General features: G+C 73.3%; 15 protein-coding genes. 3 read left to right on the forward strand and 12 right to left on the reverse strand.

Annotated features, from left to right (window positions below; genetic code table 11):
* Position 1: 1 nt before the first annotated feature.
* From U5640_RS09520 to U5640_RS09560, 9 genes are all read right to left on the reverse strand, one after another.
* On the reverse strand, positions 2-2554 hold the full coding sequence (locus tag U5640_RS09520; RefSeq protein WP_340375362.1) for a polynucleotide kinase-phosphatase: 2553 nt from the start codon (positions 2552-2554) through the stop codon (positions 2-4).
* Positions 2551-4035: a 3' terminal RNA ribose 2'-O-methyltransferase Hen1 gene (locus U5640_RS09525; RefSeq protein ID WP_340375363.1), complete on the reverse strand. Its 1485-nt coding sequence runs from the start codon at positions 4033-4035 to the stop codon at positions 2551-2553. The genes U5640_RS09520 and U5640_RS09525 overlap by 4 nt, the downstream gene beginning before the upstream one ends.
* 96 nt (positions 4036-4131) lie before the next feature.
* Entirely contained in the window at positions 4132-4551 is a 420-nt protein-coding gene (locus tag U5640_RS09530; RefSeq protein WP_340375364.1) for a YeeE/YedE thiosulfate transporter family protein, read from the reverse strand.
* The gene (locus tag U5640_RS09535; protein WP_340375365.1) at positions 4551-5189 is read right to left on the reverse strand and encodes a YeeE/YedE thiosulfate transporter family protein; all 639 of its coding nucleotides are present in this window, start codon (positions 5187-5189) and stop codon (positions 4551-4553) included. Before U5640_RS09535 ends, U5640_RS09530 begins: the two co-directional genes overlap by 1 nt.
* Positions 5190-5600: 411 nt before the next feature.
* Positions 5601-6554: a DUF4232 domain-containing protein gene (locus U5640_RS09540; RefSeq protein WP_340375366.1), complete on the reverse strand. Its 954-nt coding sequence runs from the start codon at positions 6552-6554 to the stop codon at positions 5601-5603.
* Positions 6555-6656: 102 nt separating this feature from the next.
* Positions 6657-7577: an LLM class F420-dependent oxidoreductase gene (locus U5640_RS09545; protein WP_340375367.1), complete on the reverse strand. Its 921-nt coding sequence runs from the start codon at positions 7575-7577 to the stop codon at positions 6657-6659.
* 58 nt (positions 7578-7635) lie between these two features.
* Positions 7636-8145, reverse strand: coding sequence for a DUF6099 family protein (locus tag U5640_RS09550; protein WP_340375368.1), 510 nt, complete (start codon positions 8143-8145; stop codon positions 7636-7638).
* Between the two features lie 224 nt (positions 8146-8369).
* The gene (locus U5640_RS09555) at positions 8370-8696 is read right to left on the reverse strand and encodes a nucleotide pyrophosphohydrolase (RefSeq protein WP_067247192.1); all 327 of its coding nucleotides are present in this window, start codon (positions 8694-8696) and stop codon (positions 8370-8372) included.
* Complete coding sequence (locus U5640_RS09560) at positions 8693-9841, reverse strand: ATP-binding protein (RefSeq protein ID WP_340375369.1); 1149 nt, start codon at positions 9839-9841, stop codon at positions 8693-8695. The genes U5640_RS09555 and U5640_RS09560 overlap by 4 nt, the downstream gene beginning before the upstream one ends.
* A gap of 39 nt (positions 9842-9880) precedes the next feature.
* Between U5640_RS09560 and U5640_RS09565 the strand changes: the two genes are divergently transcribed.
* The gene (locus U5640_RS09565; protein WP_340375370.1) at positions 9881-10135 is read left to right on the forward strand and encodes a hypothetical protein; all 255 of its coding nucleotides are present in this window, start codon (positions 9881-9883) and stop codon (positions 10133-10135) included.
* A gap of 676 nt (positions 10136-10811) precedes the next feature.
* Here the strand turns inward: U5640_RS09565 and U5640_RS09570 are convergent.
* Positions 10812-11192, reverse strand: a complete 381-nt coding sequence (locus tag U5640_RS09570) for a cell division protein SepF (protein WP_067247198.1) — start codon at positions 11190-11192, stop codon at positions 10812-10814.
* Between the two features lie 246 nt (positions 11193-11438).
* On the opposite strand from U5640_RS09570, the gene U5640_RS09575 reads away from it, so the two are divergent.
* Positions 11439-13130, forward strand: a complete 1692-nt coding sequence (locus U5640_RS09575; protein ID WP_340375371.1) for a hypothetical protein — start codon at positions 11439-11441, stop codon at positions 13128-13130.
* Positions 13131-13141: 11 nt separating this feature from the next.
* On the opposite strand, the gene U5640_RS09580 is transcribed toward U5640_RS09575, so the two are convergent.
* Positions 13142-13657, reverse strand: a complete 516-nt coding sequence (locus tag U5640_RS09580) for a YceI family protein (protein WP_340375372.1) — start codon at positions 13655-13657, stop codon at positions 13142-13144.
* Positions 13658-13770: 113 nt separating this feature from the next.
* Here U5640_RS09580 and U5640_RS09585 point away from each other — a divergent pair, with 113 nt between their 5' ends.
* Entirely contained in the window at positions 13771-14379 is a 609-nt protein-coding gene (locus U5640_RS09585; RefSeq protein WP_340375373.1) for a MarR family transcriptional regulator, read from the forward strand.
* A 270-nt stretch (positions 14380-14649) separates the two neighbouring features.
* On the opposite strand, the gene U5640_RS09590 is transcribed toward U5640_RS09585, so the two are convergent.
* The gene (locus tag U5640_RS09590) at positions 14650-16263 is read right to left on the reverse strand and encodes an MFS transporter (protein ID WP_340375374.1); all 1614 of its coding nucleotides are present in this window, start codon (positions 16261-16263) and stop codon (positions 14650-14652) included.
* Positions 16264-16348 lie beyond the last annotated feature (85 nt).

A 16348-nucleotide genomic window follows, 5' to 3' on the forward strand; every position in this document is an offset into this window, starting at 1 on the left:
CTCACAGTCGCGGGTCGACCGGCTCCGACTCCAGGGCCAGCACCCCGAACACCGCCTCGTGGACGCGCCACAGCGGCTCGCCCTCCGCGAGGCGGTCCAGGGCCTCCAGGCCCAGCACGTACTCGCGGATCGCCAGCGAACGCTTGTGGTTGAGGAAGCGTCCGCGCAGCCGGGCGAGGTGGTCGGGGCGGGTGTACTCCGGGCCGTAGATGATCCGGAGGTACTCCCGGCCCCGGCACTTGATGCCGGGCTGCACCAGGCGGCCCTCGCCGTCGCGGACCAGGGCGCCGAGCGGTTTGACGACCATGCCCTCGCCGCCCCGGCCGGTCAGCTCCAGCCACCAGTCGACACCGGCGGCCACCGACGCGGGGTCGCCGGTGTCGACGTGGAGCCGGCGGGTGGTCTGCAGCAGCCCGCTGGCGTCGTGCTCCACCAGCCGGTCCAGCAGGGCCAGTTGCTCGTCGTGCGGCAGGCCCGCGAGGCTGCGGCCCTGGACGGCGAGCAGCTGGAACGGGGCCAGGCGTGCACCGTCCAGGCCGTCCGTCGGCCAGCAGTAGCGGCGGTACGCCGCCGTGAACGCGGCCGCGTCCGAGGCACGCTCCCGCTGCCGGGCCAGCAGGTCCGTGACGTCGACGCCCCGGGCCGCGGCGCCCTCCAGCGCGGCCAGCGCGCCCGGGAAAACGGCTCCGGAGGCGGCGCCGACCGCCGCGTACTGGGACCGCAGCAGCCCGGACGCCTTCAGCGACCACGGCATCAGCTCGGCGTCCAGCAGCAGCCAGTCGGTGTCCAGCTCCGTCCACAGGCCCGCCGCGTCCACCGCCGCCCGCAGCCGCCCGAGGACCTCCTCGGTCACCGCCGCGTCGTCGAAGAACGGCCGGCCGGTACGGGTGTAGAGCGACCCGGTGGCCCCTCCCCCGACGCCGAAGCGCCGGCGCGCGGCCTCCGCGTCGCGGCACACCAGGGCGACCGCGCGCGAGCCCATGTGCTTCTCCTCGCACACGACCCGCTCCACGCCGTCCTTCGCGTACTGCGCGAACGCCTCCGCAGGGTGCTCCAGATAGCCCTCCACCTGGCTGGTGGCGGTCGGAGCCATGGTCGGCGGGAGGTACGGCAGCAGCCGCGGGTCGACCGCGAACCGGCTCATGACCTCCAGTGCCGCCGCCGCGTTCTCCTCCCGGATCGAGACGCGCCGCTGCCCGTCGTAGCGGGTCTCGACGATCCGGCGGCCGTGGACGTCCGCCAGGTCGAGCGGCCGCCCGTCGTGCCCGCCGGGCGCCTCCGACCGCAGCGGCTTCACCGGCTCGTACCAGACCTGCCGCGCCGGTACGTCGACCAGCTCGCGCTCCGGCCAGCGCAGCGCGGTGAGCTTGCCGCCGAAGACGGCGCCGGTGTCCAGGCAGATGGTGTTGTTCAGCCAGGTCGCCTCGGGGACGGGGGTGTGGCCGTAGACGACCGCGGCCCGGCCCCGGTAGTCCTCCGCCCACGGGTAGCGCACCGGCAGCCCGAACTCGTCGGTCTCGCCGGTGGTCTCGCCGTACAGCGCGTGCGAGCGGACCCGGCCGGAGGTGCGGCCGTGGTACTTCTCCGGCAGACCGGCGTGGCAGACCACCAGCCGGCCGCCGTCGAGGACGTAGTGACTGACGAGTCCGTCGATGAACTCCCGTACCTCGGCGCGGAACTCCTCGCTCTCGCCCTCCATCTGCGCGATGGTCTCGGCCAGTCCGTGGGTGTGCTGGACGGTGCGGCCCTTCAGGTGGCGGCCGTACTTGTTCTCGTGGTTGCCCGGCACGCACAGCGCGTTGCCCGACTTCACCATGGACATCACACGGCGCAGCACCCCGGGGCTGTCCGGGCCGCGGTCGACGAGGTCACCCACGAAGACGGCCGTCCGGCCCTCCGGGTGCACGCCGTCGGCATAGCCCAGCTTGCCCAGCAGCGACTCCAGTTCGGCGGCGCAGCCGTGGATGTCGCCGACGATGTCGAACGGACCCGTGAGATGGGTCAGGTCGTTGAAGCGCTTCTCGGTGACGACGGTGGCGTTCTCCACGTCCGCCACGCCCCGCAGCACGTGCACCTTGCGGAAGCCCTCGCGCTCCAGGTGGCGCAGCGAGCGGCGGAGTTCGCGGGTGTGGCGCTGGATGACGCGGCGCGGCATGTCGGCGCGGTCGGTGCGGCCCGCGTTGCGCTCGGCGCACACCTCCTCGGGCACGTCGAGCACGATGGCGACGGGCAGCACGTCGTACTGCTTGGCCAGGTCGATCAGTTGCCGGCGGGAGTCCTGCTGGACGCTGGTGGCGTCGACGACCGTACGGCGGCCGGCGGCCAGCCGCTTGCCCGCGATGTAGTGCAGGACGTCGAAGGCGTCCCGGGTGGCGCTCTGGTCGTTCTCGTCGTCGCAGACCAGGCCGCGGCAGAAGTCGGAGGAGATGACCTCGGTGGGCTTGAAGTGCCGCCGCGCGAAGGTGGACTTGCCGGAGCCCGAGGCGCCGATCAGCACCACGAGGGAGAGGTCGGTGACGGGAAGCACCCGGCCCTTGTCCGCTGTCTCGGTCATGCCGCCTTCGCCTCCTTCTTCTGCGGGGTGCCGGCCGTGGGGGTGGTCAGGGTGAACACGGCCATCTGGGTGGGCGGGCCCACCTCGGGGTCGTCCGGCCCGACAGGGACGAACTCCACGATGTAGCCGTGCCGTTCGGCGACGGCGCCCGCCCAGCCGCGGAACTCCTCGCGGGTCCACTCGAAGCGGTGGTCGCCGTGCCGTACATGTCCGGCGGGGAGGGACTCCCAGCGGACGTTGTACTCGACGTTCGGGGTGGTGACGAGGACCGAGCGGGGGCGGGCCGCGCCGAACACCGCGTACTCCAGGGCGGGCAGCCGGGGCAGGTCGAGGTGCTCGATCACCTCGCTGAGCACGGCCGCGTCGTAGCCCTTGAGCCGGGTGTCGGTGTAGGCGAGCGAGCCCTGCACCAGCCGGACGCGGGACGCCTGCCGCTCGCCCATCCGGTCCAGCTTCAGCCGGCGCGCGGCGATGGTGAGCGCGCGCATCGACACGTCCACACCGACGATCTCGGTGAACCTCGGGTCCTTCAGCAGGGCCTGCACCAACTGGCCCTGGCCGCAGCCGAGGTCGAGCACCCGGGCGGCACCGGCGGTGCGCAGCGCCTCGATGAGCGCGTCGCGGCGCTGCACGGCCAGCGGGGTCGGCTTCTCCTCGGTCTCGGCCTCCTCCCCGACGGCGTTGTCGATGTCCTCGACCGCGCTGTCGTCGGTCTCGGCGAGCCGCACCAGCTCCAGCCGCTCCATGGCCTGCCGGGTCAGCGACCAGCGGCGGGAGAGGTAGCGGCTGGTGATCAGGCGCTGCTCGGGGTGCTCGGACAGCCAGCCCTCACCGGCGCGCAGCAGCTTGTCGACCTCGTCGGAGGAGACCCAGTAGTGCTTGGCGTCGTCGAGGACCGGCAGCAGCACATAGAGGTGGCGCAGGGCCTCGGCGAGGGTCAGGGTCCGCGACTCCAGGACGAGCCGTACGTACCGCGAGTCGCCCCACTCCGGGAACGCGGGGTCCAGGGGCACCGGGTCCGCGGTCACCGTCCAGCCGAGCGGCTCGAACAGCGCCCGGACGAGAGCGGGGCCGCCGCGGGCGGGCAGCGCGGGCACCTCGATGCGCAACGGCCTTGCCTGCGCGGGCAGTTCCGGTTTCGCGGCGCACACGGCCCGCATCGCGCTGGAGAAGACGCCGCTGAGCGCGACGGCCAGCAGCGAGGAGGCCGCGTACGGGCGGTCGTTGACGTACTGGGCGAGCGCCGCGTCGGGTGCGCCGCCACGGCCCTTTCCCTTGCCGCGCCGGACCAGCGCCACGGCGTCCACCTCCAGCAGCAGCGCCGCCGTGCAGCGTTCGGGGTCGGCCTCGGGGTAGAGGACGTGGGCCCTGCCGTAGGACGTGGAGAACGCCTGCGCCTTGCCGGGATGCTTGTGCAGCAGATAGCCCAGGTCGGTGGCGGGGCGTTCGGGGGTGCCGGTGGTGGTGATCGTCAGGAACACGTGACCGAGTATGAGCGCCCGTGGGCCCCGGGCGGTAACGGATTACCCCAGGGCGATCGGCGCCCCTTGCGGGGCCGCACAGGTCACCCGCCGCGCTCACCCTTCGCAGGAGCCCCTCTCGATGCGGATGAGGTGCCGGCCGCTGGCCCAGCGGCACAGCCTGACCCCGACGACGATGCCCGCGATGGTGGCCAGGGCGGGCAGGTAACCACTGGCGACCTGGACGACCGGGATCGCCGGGCATCCGCCGGAGATCGCCCAGCCGATACCGAACAGGACCGCGCCGGGGACCACACCGGCGTGGATGCGCCCTCCGCCCCGGCGCACCCGGAGCAGGGCGAACACACTCGCGATCACCACGACGGCGCCGAAGAAGGAGAGGAGCATCCGCGGGTCCTGGAAGGTGAACATGCGGTTCAGCTCGGCGTAGTCACCGAACCCGATGCGGGTCACGGTGAAACCGAGAGCCAGCCCGGTCAGGAGGTTGGCCAGCAGGAGTCCGCCCCGCGTGCGCATCAGATCACCTTCCACAGGAGGAACGACACCGCGACGGCGGTTCCGAAGAACGTGGCCGTGGCGACGAGACTGACGGGGCTGAGCCGACCGCAGCCGTTGAGCCCGTGCCCCGAACTGCAGCCACCGGCCAGCCGGGTGCCGAAGCCGACCAGTACGCCTCCCGAGAACAGCAGGGCGATCATGGCGACGGGGTTGCCGGTCACCAGGTGCCGGTAGCCGGCGCCCATGTCGAAGCGGAGGTCGAAGCGCCCGGAGGTCACGGCGGCGATCAGTCCGCCCACAAAGATCGAGATCAGCAGGACGGCCTGGGTGACCAGCGGAGCGGGGCGCGACTGTGCGCCTCGACGGGATTTGGCCGGAGGCGTGGGGGCAGCCCCGGTGGGCACGGGCGGGGCGGACGCGGGCGCGGCGGGCAGGGTGCCGAAATGGTCGGCGGTGGCAGCGACGAGGGCGGCGACGAGAGCCTGTTCGTCCGCCAACCCCGCTTCCCTTCGCTCCACTTCGGCTTCGCGCCGCCAGTGCAGTACGCGCTCCCAGGCCCCGGACACCCCGAACGACCGGTCCGTCGCGAGGGTGTAGCCGATGGTCAGCACGGCGAGCCCGAGAGCACCCGCCCACCATGGCCAGTAGGCGCTCATGCGTTACCTCTCATCCACTCCGCCAACCGGGCCCACCAGCCCGGCTCGGGCTTCTCGGGGGCCGGCGGCGGCTGTTCGGCGAGTCCGGGACCGCGCTTCGCGGGAGCGGTGGGTGCTGTCCTGGGCGCCAGATGACGGGCGTGCCGCCCGTTGGGCAGGAGGGTGATCGGCACCCGCTCACCGGTGAGTGAGACCTGGTAGCGCGCGCAATCACGCCAGTTGGCCTCGTTGTCACAGTAATAGGTGCGCCAGCCCGCCAGACTCTCGTTGAGATGAGGGAAGAGCGGGCACGTCGAAGAATGTAAGCAACCCACGGAAAGATCAAATCATCATTCGCATCGGCCAACAAGGCATGTGAATACTAAAGCGTCGCCTGCGGAGCAGCGGCCCCGGGGGCGTGGGAAGGTCCGGTCAGTGGCCGGCCGGCTTCCAGGCGCCGACGCCCAGCCTGCCGGTGGTGCCGAGGTCGAGGCGGGGGGCGATCATGACCGGGGCGGCGCCGGACCTGGCGCGGATGCGGACGTACGGGACGTTCACGGGGTCGGTGCCGGCGTCGGTGGTGTTGCGCCAGACCAGGCCCGAGACGGCGCTCTCGCCGGGCTTCAGGGTGAACGCGCGGGGCGGGTCGTCGTAGCCGGTGCCCGTGGCGATGCTGTCGCCGCCGTGGAGGATGCGTACCCCCTCGACCGGGGCGCGGTCCTCGCCGAGGAGGGTGAGCAGGGGGTAGCCGTCGAGCGGGTAGTCCTTCTCGCCGCAGTTCTCCAGGCGCAGTCCGACGACGCGCAGGCCCATCGCGGCGTCGCCGTCGTCGGCGGTGAGGCGGATCCCGGTGGCCGGGCAGACGCCCGCCTGCGCCGGGGCCTCGGCAGCGGGCACCTTGAGGACCTGGGCCACCTTCACCGTGGTCACCGGCGAGGCACCCGGGGCGAGGACGCCCAGCTCGACGGTGCCGCGTACGGTCCTGCCCGCGCCCACGTCCCGCACGGTCACCCACTGGTTGCCCATGACCTCGCCCGCGCTCGTCGTGAAGTCGAAGAGCACGGTGTACGTCAGCGCCTCTTCACCGTCGTTGGCGACCTCGTAGGCGGCGGAGACGCCGGAGTCGTCGGCCAGGCGGTCGGCATGGACGGTCCAGTCGGACGCGCTGGGCCCGGGGGTGGGGGTGGCGGCGGGGAGGGTCACGGCGGTGACGCGGACGCCGTCCACGGGCGGGGCGGTGACCGGGGTGCGGGACGCCGGGAAGGCGGCTCCCACGCCGCCGCGGCCGTCGCCCGCGCGGTCCGTTCCGCAGGCCGTGGCGAGCAGGAGCACGGCGGCGACGGCCGGCAGCAGGCGGGGGCGGCGGAGGGTGCGGGGTGGGCGCATCCGCTCACCCCATCAGCCGGGGCCCGCACGGACTGTGACGGAGGCCATAGTTCCGGTCACAGGCGTGTCACAGACCACCGGATGCGCCGCGCCGCCCCGGGACTACAGCTGGGACTGCACCTCGGCGGAGATCAGCTCCAGGTGGTCGAGGTCGTGCAGGTCGAGGATCTGGAGGTAGAAGCGGCGGGAGCCGGTCTCGGCGTAGCGGCCGATCTTCTCGACGACCTCGGCCGGGGTGCCGGCCAGGCCGTTGGTCTTCAGCTCGTCGACCTCGCGGCCGATCGCGGCGGCCCGGCGGGCGACCTCCTGGTCGTCCTTGCCGACACAGACGACGAGGGCGTTGGAGTACGTGATGCCGTCGGCGTCGCGGCCGGCCTCCTCGGCGGCGGCCCGGACCCGGCCGAACTGGCGCGCGCTGTCCTCGACCGAGGCGAACGGCATGTTGAACTCGTCGGCGAACCGGGCCGCGAGGCGGGGCGTGCGGGTCGCTCCGTGACCGCCGATCAGCACGGGGATCTTCGGCTGCGCGGGCTTGGGCAGCGCGGGCGACGCGGTGAGGTCGTAGTGCTCACCGTGGAAGTCGAAGGTCTTGCCGGACTCGGTGGCCCACAGACCGGTCACGATCTCCAGCTGCTCCTCCAGGCGGCCGAACTTCGCCTGGGGGAAGGGAATGCCGTACGCCTTGTGCTCCTCCTCGAACCAGCCCGCGCCGAGGCCGAGTTCGACGCGCCCGCCGGACATCTGGTCCACCTGTGCGACCTGGATGGCGAGGACGCCGGGCAGCCGGAAGGTGGCGGCGGTCATGAGCGTGCCGAGTCGGATGCGGCGGGTCTCGCGGGCGAGGCCCGCCAGCGTGATCCAGGCGTCGGTGGGGCCGGGAAGACCGTCGACGTCGCCCATCTTCAGATAGTGGTCGGAGCGGAAGAAGGCGTCGAAGCCCAGGTCCTCGGTGGCCTTCGCCACGGTGAGGAGGGTGTCGTAGGTGGCGCCCTGCTGGGGCTCGGTGAAGATACGAAGATCCATGCCTCCCATCCTGCACCGCGGGGTCCCCGTCCGCCCCGGGGGTCCCGGTCCCCGGGAGTCATCGCTCCGGTAAGGCCACCCCCGCCACGCCCTCCTTCTCTCCCCGCGCCTCGCGCTCCTCCCGCTCCTCCCTCGCCGCCAGTTTGCGCAGCATCTCCAGGACGCGGTCCCGGGACTCGTCGGCCGCGTCGATGGCCTCCATGCACTGCCAGTAGGTGCCCTGGTCGTCCGCCGCGCTGGCCAGGGCCACCAAAGCGATGCCGACCTCGCCGAGCAGCGCGCCCAGGTCGAGCAGGGCCGCGCGGGCGTCCTCCAGCGCGGTGAGCTGTGCGGCCAGCAGATCGGCGTGGTCGAGGTCGGGGGTGTCCAGCACGCCACAGCCCCGGCCCGCGAGCTCGGTCAACCCAAGGGCCTCGCCGCGCAGTTCGGGCGGGCCCGAGACGGCCAGCCGACTTCCCAGTGCCTGGGCCAGTGCCTGGGCCTGCCACACCTCCGTGAGAATCTCCGCCCGGCCCACGCTGCCCGCGAGCGCGTGCCTGCTGGTCAGGATGAGCCGCACGGCGTCCATGCGCCACCCCCGTCTGTCCGACGTGCTCCTCGCACGTCCGTCCGGACTCCCTTGCGCACCGCCCTCGCGCACAGAGAGCGTTCCACTACCCAGAGTGAAGGCCTGTGGGGCGAAAAGCCAGAGGAAGACGGAAATCTGTGGACAACAAATCGATTTCGGCCCGCCGGACGACTCCGGAGAGTGAAACCGGACCGGAGGAGTCCAGGGTCAGCCGTACGGCAGGCCTACGGCGCCGGGAACCTGCGTTCGTTGCGGTCGATCTTCGCGTCGAGGGCGGCGAGCGGATCGACGCCGAGCACCTCGCAGAGCTGGAGCAGATACGCGAGGACGTCGGCGACCTCGTCCGTCACCCGGTGCGCGGTCTCCGGGTCGTCCATGACCCGCGCGGACTCCTCCGGGGTCAGCCACTGGAAGATCTCGACCAGTTCCGAGGCCTCCACGCTGAGCGCGGAGACGAGGTTCTTGGGGGTGTGGAAGGGCTGCCAGTTCCGTGCGGCCGCGAACTCGGCCAGTCTGCGCTGGAGTTTCGCCACGTCGAGGTGTTCTGTCACTTACCCAGGTGTACCACCGTGACGCCGGGGGTCCGGGCCGCCCAGGAGGGGTCGCTGACCGTGCCGACGCAGCGGATGTGCCCGCGGTCCGCCATCCGCACGGCGAGCCGGAGCAGACCGGCGCGCTGGCGCGGGTCCAGGCCGCGGTCGAGGTTGTCGCAGAGCAGGGTGAGCGCCTGCATCGCGGAGGGCACCTCGCCGGCCGTGTCCAGGTCGAGGACGCCGGGGCCGGTGAGGAGGACCAGGGCGAGGGCGACGTAACGCAGTTCGCCGTAGCCGAGGCGGGCGAGTTCCGTCCCGGTGCCGTCGCCGCGGTCGAGCACCGCGCGGACCGTGCCGTCGGGCAGGGGGTCGGCACGCAGGTCGACGATCCGTCCGGCGCAGCCGGCGTCGAGGGCGGCGACCAGTTGGCCGTGGCGGCGGGCGCACTCCTCGCGGGTGCGCCAGAGCACGTCGGCGAGGTTGTCGCAGCCGCCGAGCAGCCGTCCGGAGCCGAGGGGCACCGGGGTGCCCATCCACTCCGGCTGGGGGTCGCAGACGAAGACCGAGCGCAGGGCGACGACCATCTGTTCGGCGGCGGCGAGGACCTGCCGCTGCCCGTCGGTCCGGCCGGAGACGCGCAGCGGCAGCAGGGCGGTGCCGAGGCGGTCGTCGGGGAGGGGGGCGCGGGTGACGGGGGCGGATCCGCCGGTGTGCCAGGCGGCCTGCACCGTACGGCGTCCGGGATCGCGCAGCGCGGTCTCCAGCAGCACGAGTCCGTCGGTGCTCAGCCGCTCCCCCACGATCCGCAGCTCGGGTTCGGCCTGCACGGCGATGTCGAGGCGGACCGGGCCCTCGGGGCCGTCGGCGGTGCAGCCGATCCGGAAGCCGCGGCGCCGCTGCGCGTCGGGGCGGGCCCGCTCGGGGACGCAGGAGAGCGGATCGGGGAACACGTCGGCGACCCGCGCCCCGCCGCCCAGCCGTGCCAGCGCTTCGTACGCCCGCACCGCCGAGGTCTTTCCGCTCCCGCTGTCCCCCGCGATCACGGTCACGGCGCCCAGCGGAACCCGCACCCGCCGATGCCCGGCGAACGCGGCCAGCCGCAACTCGGTCACACAGGGGCGCAGGGGCCGAGGCGGTACGACCGCGGCGCCGGAAACCCGCACACCCTCAAAACCGTCCGCAGGCACGGAGTCCTCGACCGGGTGACCGCCGACGAGCGCCTCACCGAGACCGGCCCCACGGTCGCCGACACCCGCACCGACGGCCCTCCCGGTGACGAGCGGGAGGGGGCCACCGGGCGGGGTGGGACGGCCACCGCCGGACACACCGTCACAATCGGCGACACCGTCGACGCCGGTCGCGCCGTCCGGACACCCGGCGCCGCCCGAGACGGGCCCGGCAAGGGGGTCAACAGCGGGCACGCCGTCCCAAGCGGCAGGGCTGCCGGGAGCAGCTGAGCCCTCCGGACGCCCGACATCGACCAGGACGGGCCCGGCAGGACGGCCAACGACGGGCACACCATCACAAGCGGCGGCACTGTCGACGCCAGCCGCACCCGCCGGACACCCGGCGGCGGACCGCACGGGAGCCACGGCGCCGTCGACGCCAGCCGCGCCCGCCGGGCGCCCGGCAGCGAACGGGGCGGGAGCCGCGGTGCGGTCCCGGGCAGCCGGCCCGTCGGGAGTTGCAGCAGGGGCAGCGGGAGCCATGCCGGCCGAACCGGCCGGACGACCGACGGCCAGCGGGACAGAACCGGCAGGGCGGCCCGCGGCGGCAGCCGGGCCGGCCGGGCGAGCGGCGGCGGCGGCAGCCGGACCGTCCCGGTCGGCAGGGCGAGCAGCAGCGGCAGCGGCAGCCGGACCGTCCCGGTCGGCAGGGCGAGCGGCGGCGGACGGGGCGCGGTCGCAACCGGGCGCCGCAGCGCGGTCGGCGGCGGTGCTGTCGGCGCGAGCCGCGTCGGCCGGGCGGTCGGGGGCCGGTAGGGCGGCCCGATCCGCCGGACGGTCGGTGTCGGGGTGGGGGGACGGGGCGGGGGGCGCGGTCATATGCGGACCGTAGGGGTCCGGCCGGCGGGCGAACCGTTCCGGCCCGGAGGACTTCCTACGATCGAGCGACAAGCCCGGCTGACACCCCCTACACCCCCGCGCCCTCCATGAGCCCGCTCACCTCGGTGCCCGGCGGGGTGAGGAGGAAGACGTTGCGGTCGACGCGGTGCATACCGCTGGCGAGGCCGAAGACGACCCCGGTGGAGAAGTCCAGGACGCGCTTGGCCACGTCGGTCTCCGCGCTGGTGAGGTCGAGGAGGACCGGGATGCCGGCCATCAGGGTCTCGGCGACCTCCCGGGCGTCGGCGAAGATGTTGACCCGCAGCACGACGAAGCGCCGGCGGGTCTCCGTCACGTCGTCGGGGAGCGAACGGTGGTTCACCGCCGACGGCCAGGCGTCCCGGCCCCGCAAGGGGACCACCTGGGCGAGCCCTTCCCACTGCTCGTCGGTGACGTCGTATCGGTTCACCGGGTCCCCCCGAACTGACTCGCACTCAATGCCTGCACCAGCCAATTCTTACGCCAAGTCACCCGTTCGGCCCAACAGCGACACGGACGGCGACCGGATCGGGCCTCCCACGGACGCTTCTTACCCGCCACACACCGGAATCTTCACGTCCCGGAACGGCTCGTTCACCGAGCGCGACTACGTTCACGTGCCGTGCACTTGGCAGATACCCCGCTGGTGACACCCGGTCGGCGGACACAGTCGGCGGTGTCCGCCCTTCCGGAACCCCCCGCGCAGTGGCACCGCGTACTGACCGTCCTCTCCGCCGTGACGCTCTTCATCGGCACCCGCTCGGTGTGGTCGACGGCGGCGAGCCACAAGGTCGTCGTGGCCGCCGTCATCTCGGTCTGCTACGCCTCGATCCTGGTCTGCGGAGTGCTCGCGCTCGTCGTGCGCCGGGCCCGCTCGCTGGCCCGCGTCGACCTGGGCGTGCTCGTCACCGCCGGGGTCCTGGTGCTGTGTGCCTGGGCGGTGTACCACCAGGGCGGCGACGAGGCGGTGCTGACCACCCGGGCGGCCCGGGAGATCGCCGCCGGGCGGCCCGTCTACGGCCGGCCCTGGCCCTGGCTGTTCGGCCACGGCACCGTCGCCCTCACCCCGACCGTGTACGGCGGCTACGACTTCACGTACGGCTACCCCCCGCTCGCCCCGCTGCTCACCGTGCCGCTGCTGTGGCTCGGGCACGGGGGCGCCCCGGCGACGGCCACGGCGACCGGCGCGCTGCTCGTGGGCGCGGCGGCTCTGTGGCGGATGCTGCCCGCACCGTGGCGGCCGGCGGCGACCATGGTGTGCCTCGGCTTCTCGTTCCTGCCGATGTACGGACGCCAGGGCTATCCGGCGATCCTCGCGCTGGCCCTGCTGCTGCCGGCCGTGGTGCGCTGGCCGCGCACGGGCCGCGGCGGAGTGCTCGGGCTCGCGGGCGTGGCCCGGGCGGTGTGCCTCGGCGCGGCCTGCGCCGCCCAGCAGCTGTCCTGGTTCGTGGTGCCGTTCCTGCTGGCCGGGATCTACGCGGTGCGCCGCGGCGAGCTGGGCCCGCGCGCGGCGGCGGGCGTGGTGCTGCGCATCGCCGGGGTCGCCGTCACCGTATGGCTGCTGATCAACACGTACTTCCTGGCGCAGCAGCCGGCGGCCTGGCTGAAGGGGATCGCGCTGCCGCTCACCCAGGGCGCGGTGCTGCACGGCCAGGGGCTGATCGGTGTCTCGCTGTACCTCACGGACGGCAGCGACCGGCTCGACTGGTACGGGCACGCGAGCCTGCTGCTGGCGGCGGGGCTGCTGGCGGTGTTCGTGCTGTTCGTCCGGCGGCTGGGGCCGGCCGCGACCGTGCTGCCGTGGTGCGCCTTCTTCCTGGCCACGCGCTCCCAGGACGGCTACTACCTGATGATGACGCCGCTGTGGCTGGCGTCGGCGGTCACCGCGCCGCTGCCGGAGTTCGCCGGCGCGTGGCAGCCGAGGCCCCGCTTCCTGGCGGGGCCGCGGCGGCACCCGGCGCGGGTCGCCGCGGCCGTCCTGGTGCTGCTGCCCGCGCTGGCGAGCGCGACCGCGGCGGCCACCGGGACGCCTCCGCTGCGGATGCGGGTGACGGCGGCCCGGCACGAGGGGGCGACCGCGGTGACGCTGATGACCGTACGGGTGACCAACACCGGGGGCAGCGGGCTGAGCCCGCACTTCACCCTCACCACGGGCCAGGGCATGGACCCGTACTGGACCGTGGCCGCGGGGCCGAGCACGCTGCCCGCGCACGGCACGGCCCGCTACGAACTCCGGCCCCCCAAGGGGACGTTCCGCCTTCCCCGACCGAGCGTGCGGATCCGGTTGCGGGCCTTCACCGCGGATCCGCAGACGCTGTCGAGCGCAGACGTGGGCTCCGCACTGCGCACGTCCTCCGTACGACGGTGAGGTGCCGCGGGTCAGACCGTCGCGCGGGTGAAGCGGAGCGTGCCGGTGACCGTGGTCAGGCCGCGGATCATGCCGAGCTGGTTCCAGCCCAGGCCGAACTCGGCGCGGTCGACGGTGAATTCGGCGTCCAGGGTGAGGGCGTCGGCGCTCGCGCCGGTCAGCTTCGCAGTGAAGGAGTGCGGGCGGCTGATGCCGCGCACGGTGAGCTGCCCGGAGACCTCGACCGCGTCGGCGCCGCGCAGGGCGGCGGAGCGCACCGCGTAGGTGATCTCGGGGTGGTTCGCCGCGTCGAAGAAGTCGGCGCCGCGCAGGTGCTCGTCACGCTTGGCGTTCTTGGTGTCGAGGGAGGCGACGTCGAGGACGAGAGACCCGGTGGCGGAGCCGTCCGCGGCCACCTCTCCCCCGCCGCGCACGGTCCCGAAGGCGCCCTTGACGGTCACCAGGCCCCACATCGTCTTGTGCTTCAGGGCGACGGCGGAAGCGCTGGTGTCGAGCTGCCACAGTCCGGTTTCCACGGCGACGGTCATGGTCGTTTCCTGTCCAGAGTGATGATTCAAATTTGGATGACTCGACGCTAGCCGAATATCCAAAACTGGACAACCCCCGTCGTCCAAAATTGGACCACGGTTACACTCGAAGCATGGCCGCCCCCGAGGAGCACACCCCTGACCTGCCCGCGTGCCCGTCCGCCCGGGGCACCGGGCTGCTGCCGCCCGAGCTGCGCGCCTGGATGGTGCTGCTCGCGGCGACCGGCGCCGTGGAGCAGCGGCTGCGGACGGTGGTCAAGGAGCGGCTGGACGTCTCGCACGACGAGTTCCTGATCCTCTGTCTGCTCGCGGAGCACCCGGAGGAGGATCTGCGCATGACACGGGTCGCCGAGCTGCTGGGCCGCCCCAAGACCCGGCTGACCTACCAGGTCGCCTGCCTCCAGCACGCCGGGCTGGTCACCCGCCGCTCCGTCTGCGGGGACAAGCGGGGCATCGAGATCGCCCTCACCGAGAAGGCCCGCACCCTCCTGCGCGAGGCCTCCACCACCCTCGCCGGGACGGTCACCGAGGCGCTGGCCCATGTCATAGGCCCCGAACAGTGCGAGGCGATGGGCGGCCTGGTGCCGGGAAAGGGGTCCGGCGACACCGGCGAGCAGACGGGAACCGGGACGGTCGCGCCCGGCGCGGGGAGCGGCACGGGGACGGAGACCGCCGGAGGCCAGGCGGAGCCGCACACGGAGGCGGTCGGCACATCCGACTGAGGCCCGGTTCCGGTCCGGGCCCGCGCCCACACCGCGGGACGCTCCCGGCCCGGCCGCGCCCGCCCGAGCACTCCGCCGCCGCCCGGATCACACGGGCACCCCGGCCAGCACGCCCGGACCACGAGGCACCTCCCGAGCCGCCCCCTGCCCGGACCCCAGGGCGCCGTCTCGCGGAGTCGCCCCAGTCCGGTGGAACGGTCGTACGCACGCCCCAGCCGTCACGCAAGCGAGCGCGGCCCGAAGGGGTCGGGGGCCGCCCGGCGGGATGGCCTACCTCGCGTTCGCCAGATCCTCGGCGCGCTCGGCCCGTGCCGGTTCCTCGGTGTGGCCGTCGTCGAAGCTGCCGCGGCCGGGAAGGAAGGCCAGGACGATCATCGTGCCGGCCGCCATGATGACGCCGCCGACGAGGCTGGTCAGGGCGACGCTGTGGGCGAAGGCCTCGTGCACCGCGTCCAGCAGGGCCTGAGCCTGCTGCGGGCCGCCGGCCGGGCTCTTCGCGATCTGTTCGGCGACCGCGATGCCGCCGCCCACCGAGTCCTTCGCCGCGTCCAGCGCGGCACCCGGGAGGTGCCCGCCGACCAGGTCGGTCAGCTTGTCGCGGTAGGCGGTGCCCAGCACCGAGCCGAGCACGGCGATACCGAGGGAGCCGCCCAGTTCCAGCGCGGTGTCGTTGGCACCGCCGCCCACGCCCAGCTCCGACTCCGGGAAGGAACCCATGATCGTGTCGGTGGCCGGGGACACGCTCAGCCCGATCGCGAACCCGAGCAGCAGCAGCGACGGCAGGAAGTCGGTGTAGCCGGAGCCGGTCCCGATGCGGGTGAGCAGGAAGACGCCCGCGCTGCCCAGGGTCATCCCGGCCACCACCATGGCCTTCACGCCCAGCCGCGGGGTCAGCCACCCGGTGACCGCCGCGCCCGCGAACACCGCACCGGCCAGCGGCAGCAGCCGGACCCCGGTCTCCAGGGCGTCGTACCCGAGGACGAACTGGAGGAACTGGGTGGAGTAGTAGATCGAGCCGAACGTGCCGAAGAAGAAGAACAGCACCGCGAGCATCGACCCGCTGAACGCGCGCCCGGCGAACCGGCGCACGTCCAGCATGGGCCGCGGGTGGCGCAGCTCCCAGGCGACGAAGGCCGGCAGGCCGACCCCGGCGACCAAGGCCGCGGCGACCGGGCCGGCGTCCCAGCCGAAGTGCGGGCCCTCGATGGTGGCGTACACCAGGGAGCCGACGGAGACGATCGACAGCAGTCCGCCGACGTAGTCGATCCGGCCCATGCCCGCCGCCCTCGACGGCGGGACGAGGGTGAGCGCGCCGACGACGGCGACGACCGCGACGGGGACGTTGATCAGGAAGGTGGAGCCCCAGGCGTGGTCCCGCAGCAGCCGGCCGGCGACCAGCGGGCCGACCGCGATGGCGAGACCGGAGGTGGCGGTCCACGCGGTGACGGCCCGGGCGCGCTCCCCCTTGGGGAACATCGCGACCAGCAGCGACAGCGTGGCCGGCATGACCACGGCGGCGCCGACACCCATGATCGCGCGAGCCGCGACGACCAGGGCGGTCCGGTCGACCAGGCTTCCCATCACCGAGCCGCCCGCGAAGATCAGCAGGCCCAGGATCAGGGCGCCGCGGCGGCTGTACTTGTCGCCGATCGAGCCCAGCACGAGCATCAGCGCCGCGTACGGGACGGTGTAGCCGTCGATGACCCACTGCAGGTCGCTGCTGGAGAGGTCCAGGTCCTTGGTCATGTCGGGCGCGGCCACGATGAGCGAGGTGTTCGCCATGACGACGATCAGCAGGCTCAGGCAGAGCACGAGAAGCGCCCACCATCGCCGTGCGTACGGCCCCGTCATCTTCTCCACGGGCGTGTTGGCGAGCAAGGGCATCGGGGACTCCTAGCGACGACGAGATAATTGCCCACTGGCGTGCAGATTAATTGATTGCCCCGTGACGTGCAAATAAAGTCGCGGT

Origin of the sequence: Streptomyces sp. SS7 (assembly GCF_037993025.1) — a bacterium.
Lineage (GTDB): Bacteria > Actinomycetota > Actinomycetes > Streptomycetales > Streptomycetaceae > Streptomyces.

Bases quoted from the DNA above. Each gene is read 5' to 3' on its own strand.
- U5640_RS09545 (WP_340375367.1), bottom strand. From the start codon at position 7,577: ATGGATCTTCGTATCTTCACCGAGCCCCAGCAGGGCGCCACCTACGAC.
- U5640_RS09535 (WP_340375365.1), bottom strand. From the start codon at position 5,189: ATGAGCGCCTACTGGCCATGGTGGGCGGGTGCTCTCGGGCTCGCCGTG.
- U5640_RS09550 (WP_340375368.1), bottom strand. From the start codon at position 8,145: ATGGACGCCGTGCGGCTCATCCTGACCAGCAGGCACGCGCTCGCGGGC.
- U5640_RS09540 (WP_340375366.1), bottom strand. From the start codon at position 6,554: ATGCGCCCACCCCGCACCCTCCGCCGCCCCCGCCTGCTGCCGGCCGTC.
- U5640_RS09585 (WP_340375373.1), top strand. From the start codon at position 13,771: ATGGCCGCCCCCGAGGAGCACACCCCTGACCTGCCCGCGTGCCCGTCC.
- U5640_RS09580 (WP_340375372.1), bottom strand. From the start codon at position 13,657: ATGACCGTCGCCGTGGAAACCGGACTGTGGCAGCTCGACACCAGCGCT.
- U5640_RS09520 (WP_340375362.1), bottom strand. From the start codon at position 2,554: ATGACCGAGACAGCGGACAAGGGCCGGGTGCTTCCCGTCACCGACCTC.
- U5640_RS09590 (WP_340375374.1), bottom strand. From the start codon at position 16,263: ATGCCCTTGCTCGCCAACACGCCCGTGGAGAAGATGACGGGGCCGTAC.
- U5640_RS09530 (WP_340375364.1), bottom strand. From the start codon at position 4,551: ATGCGCACGCGGGGCGGACTCCTGCTGGCCAACCTCCTGACCGGGCTG.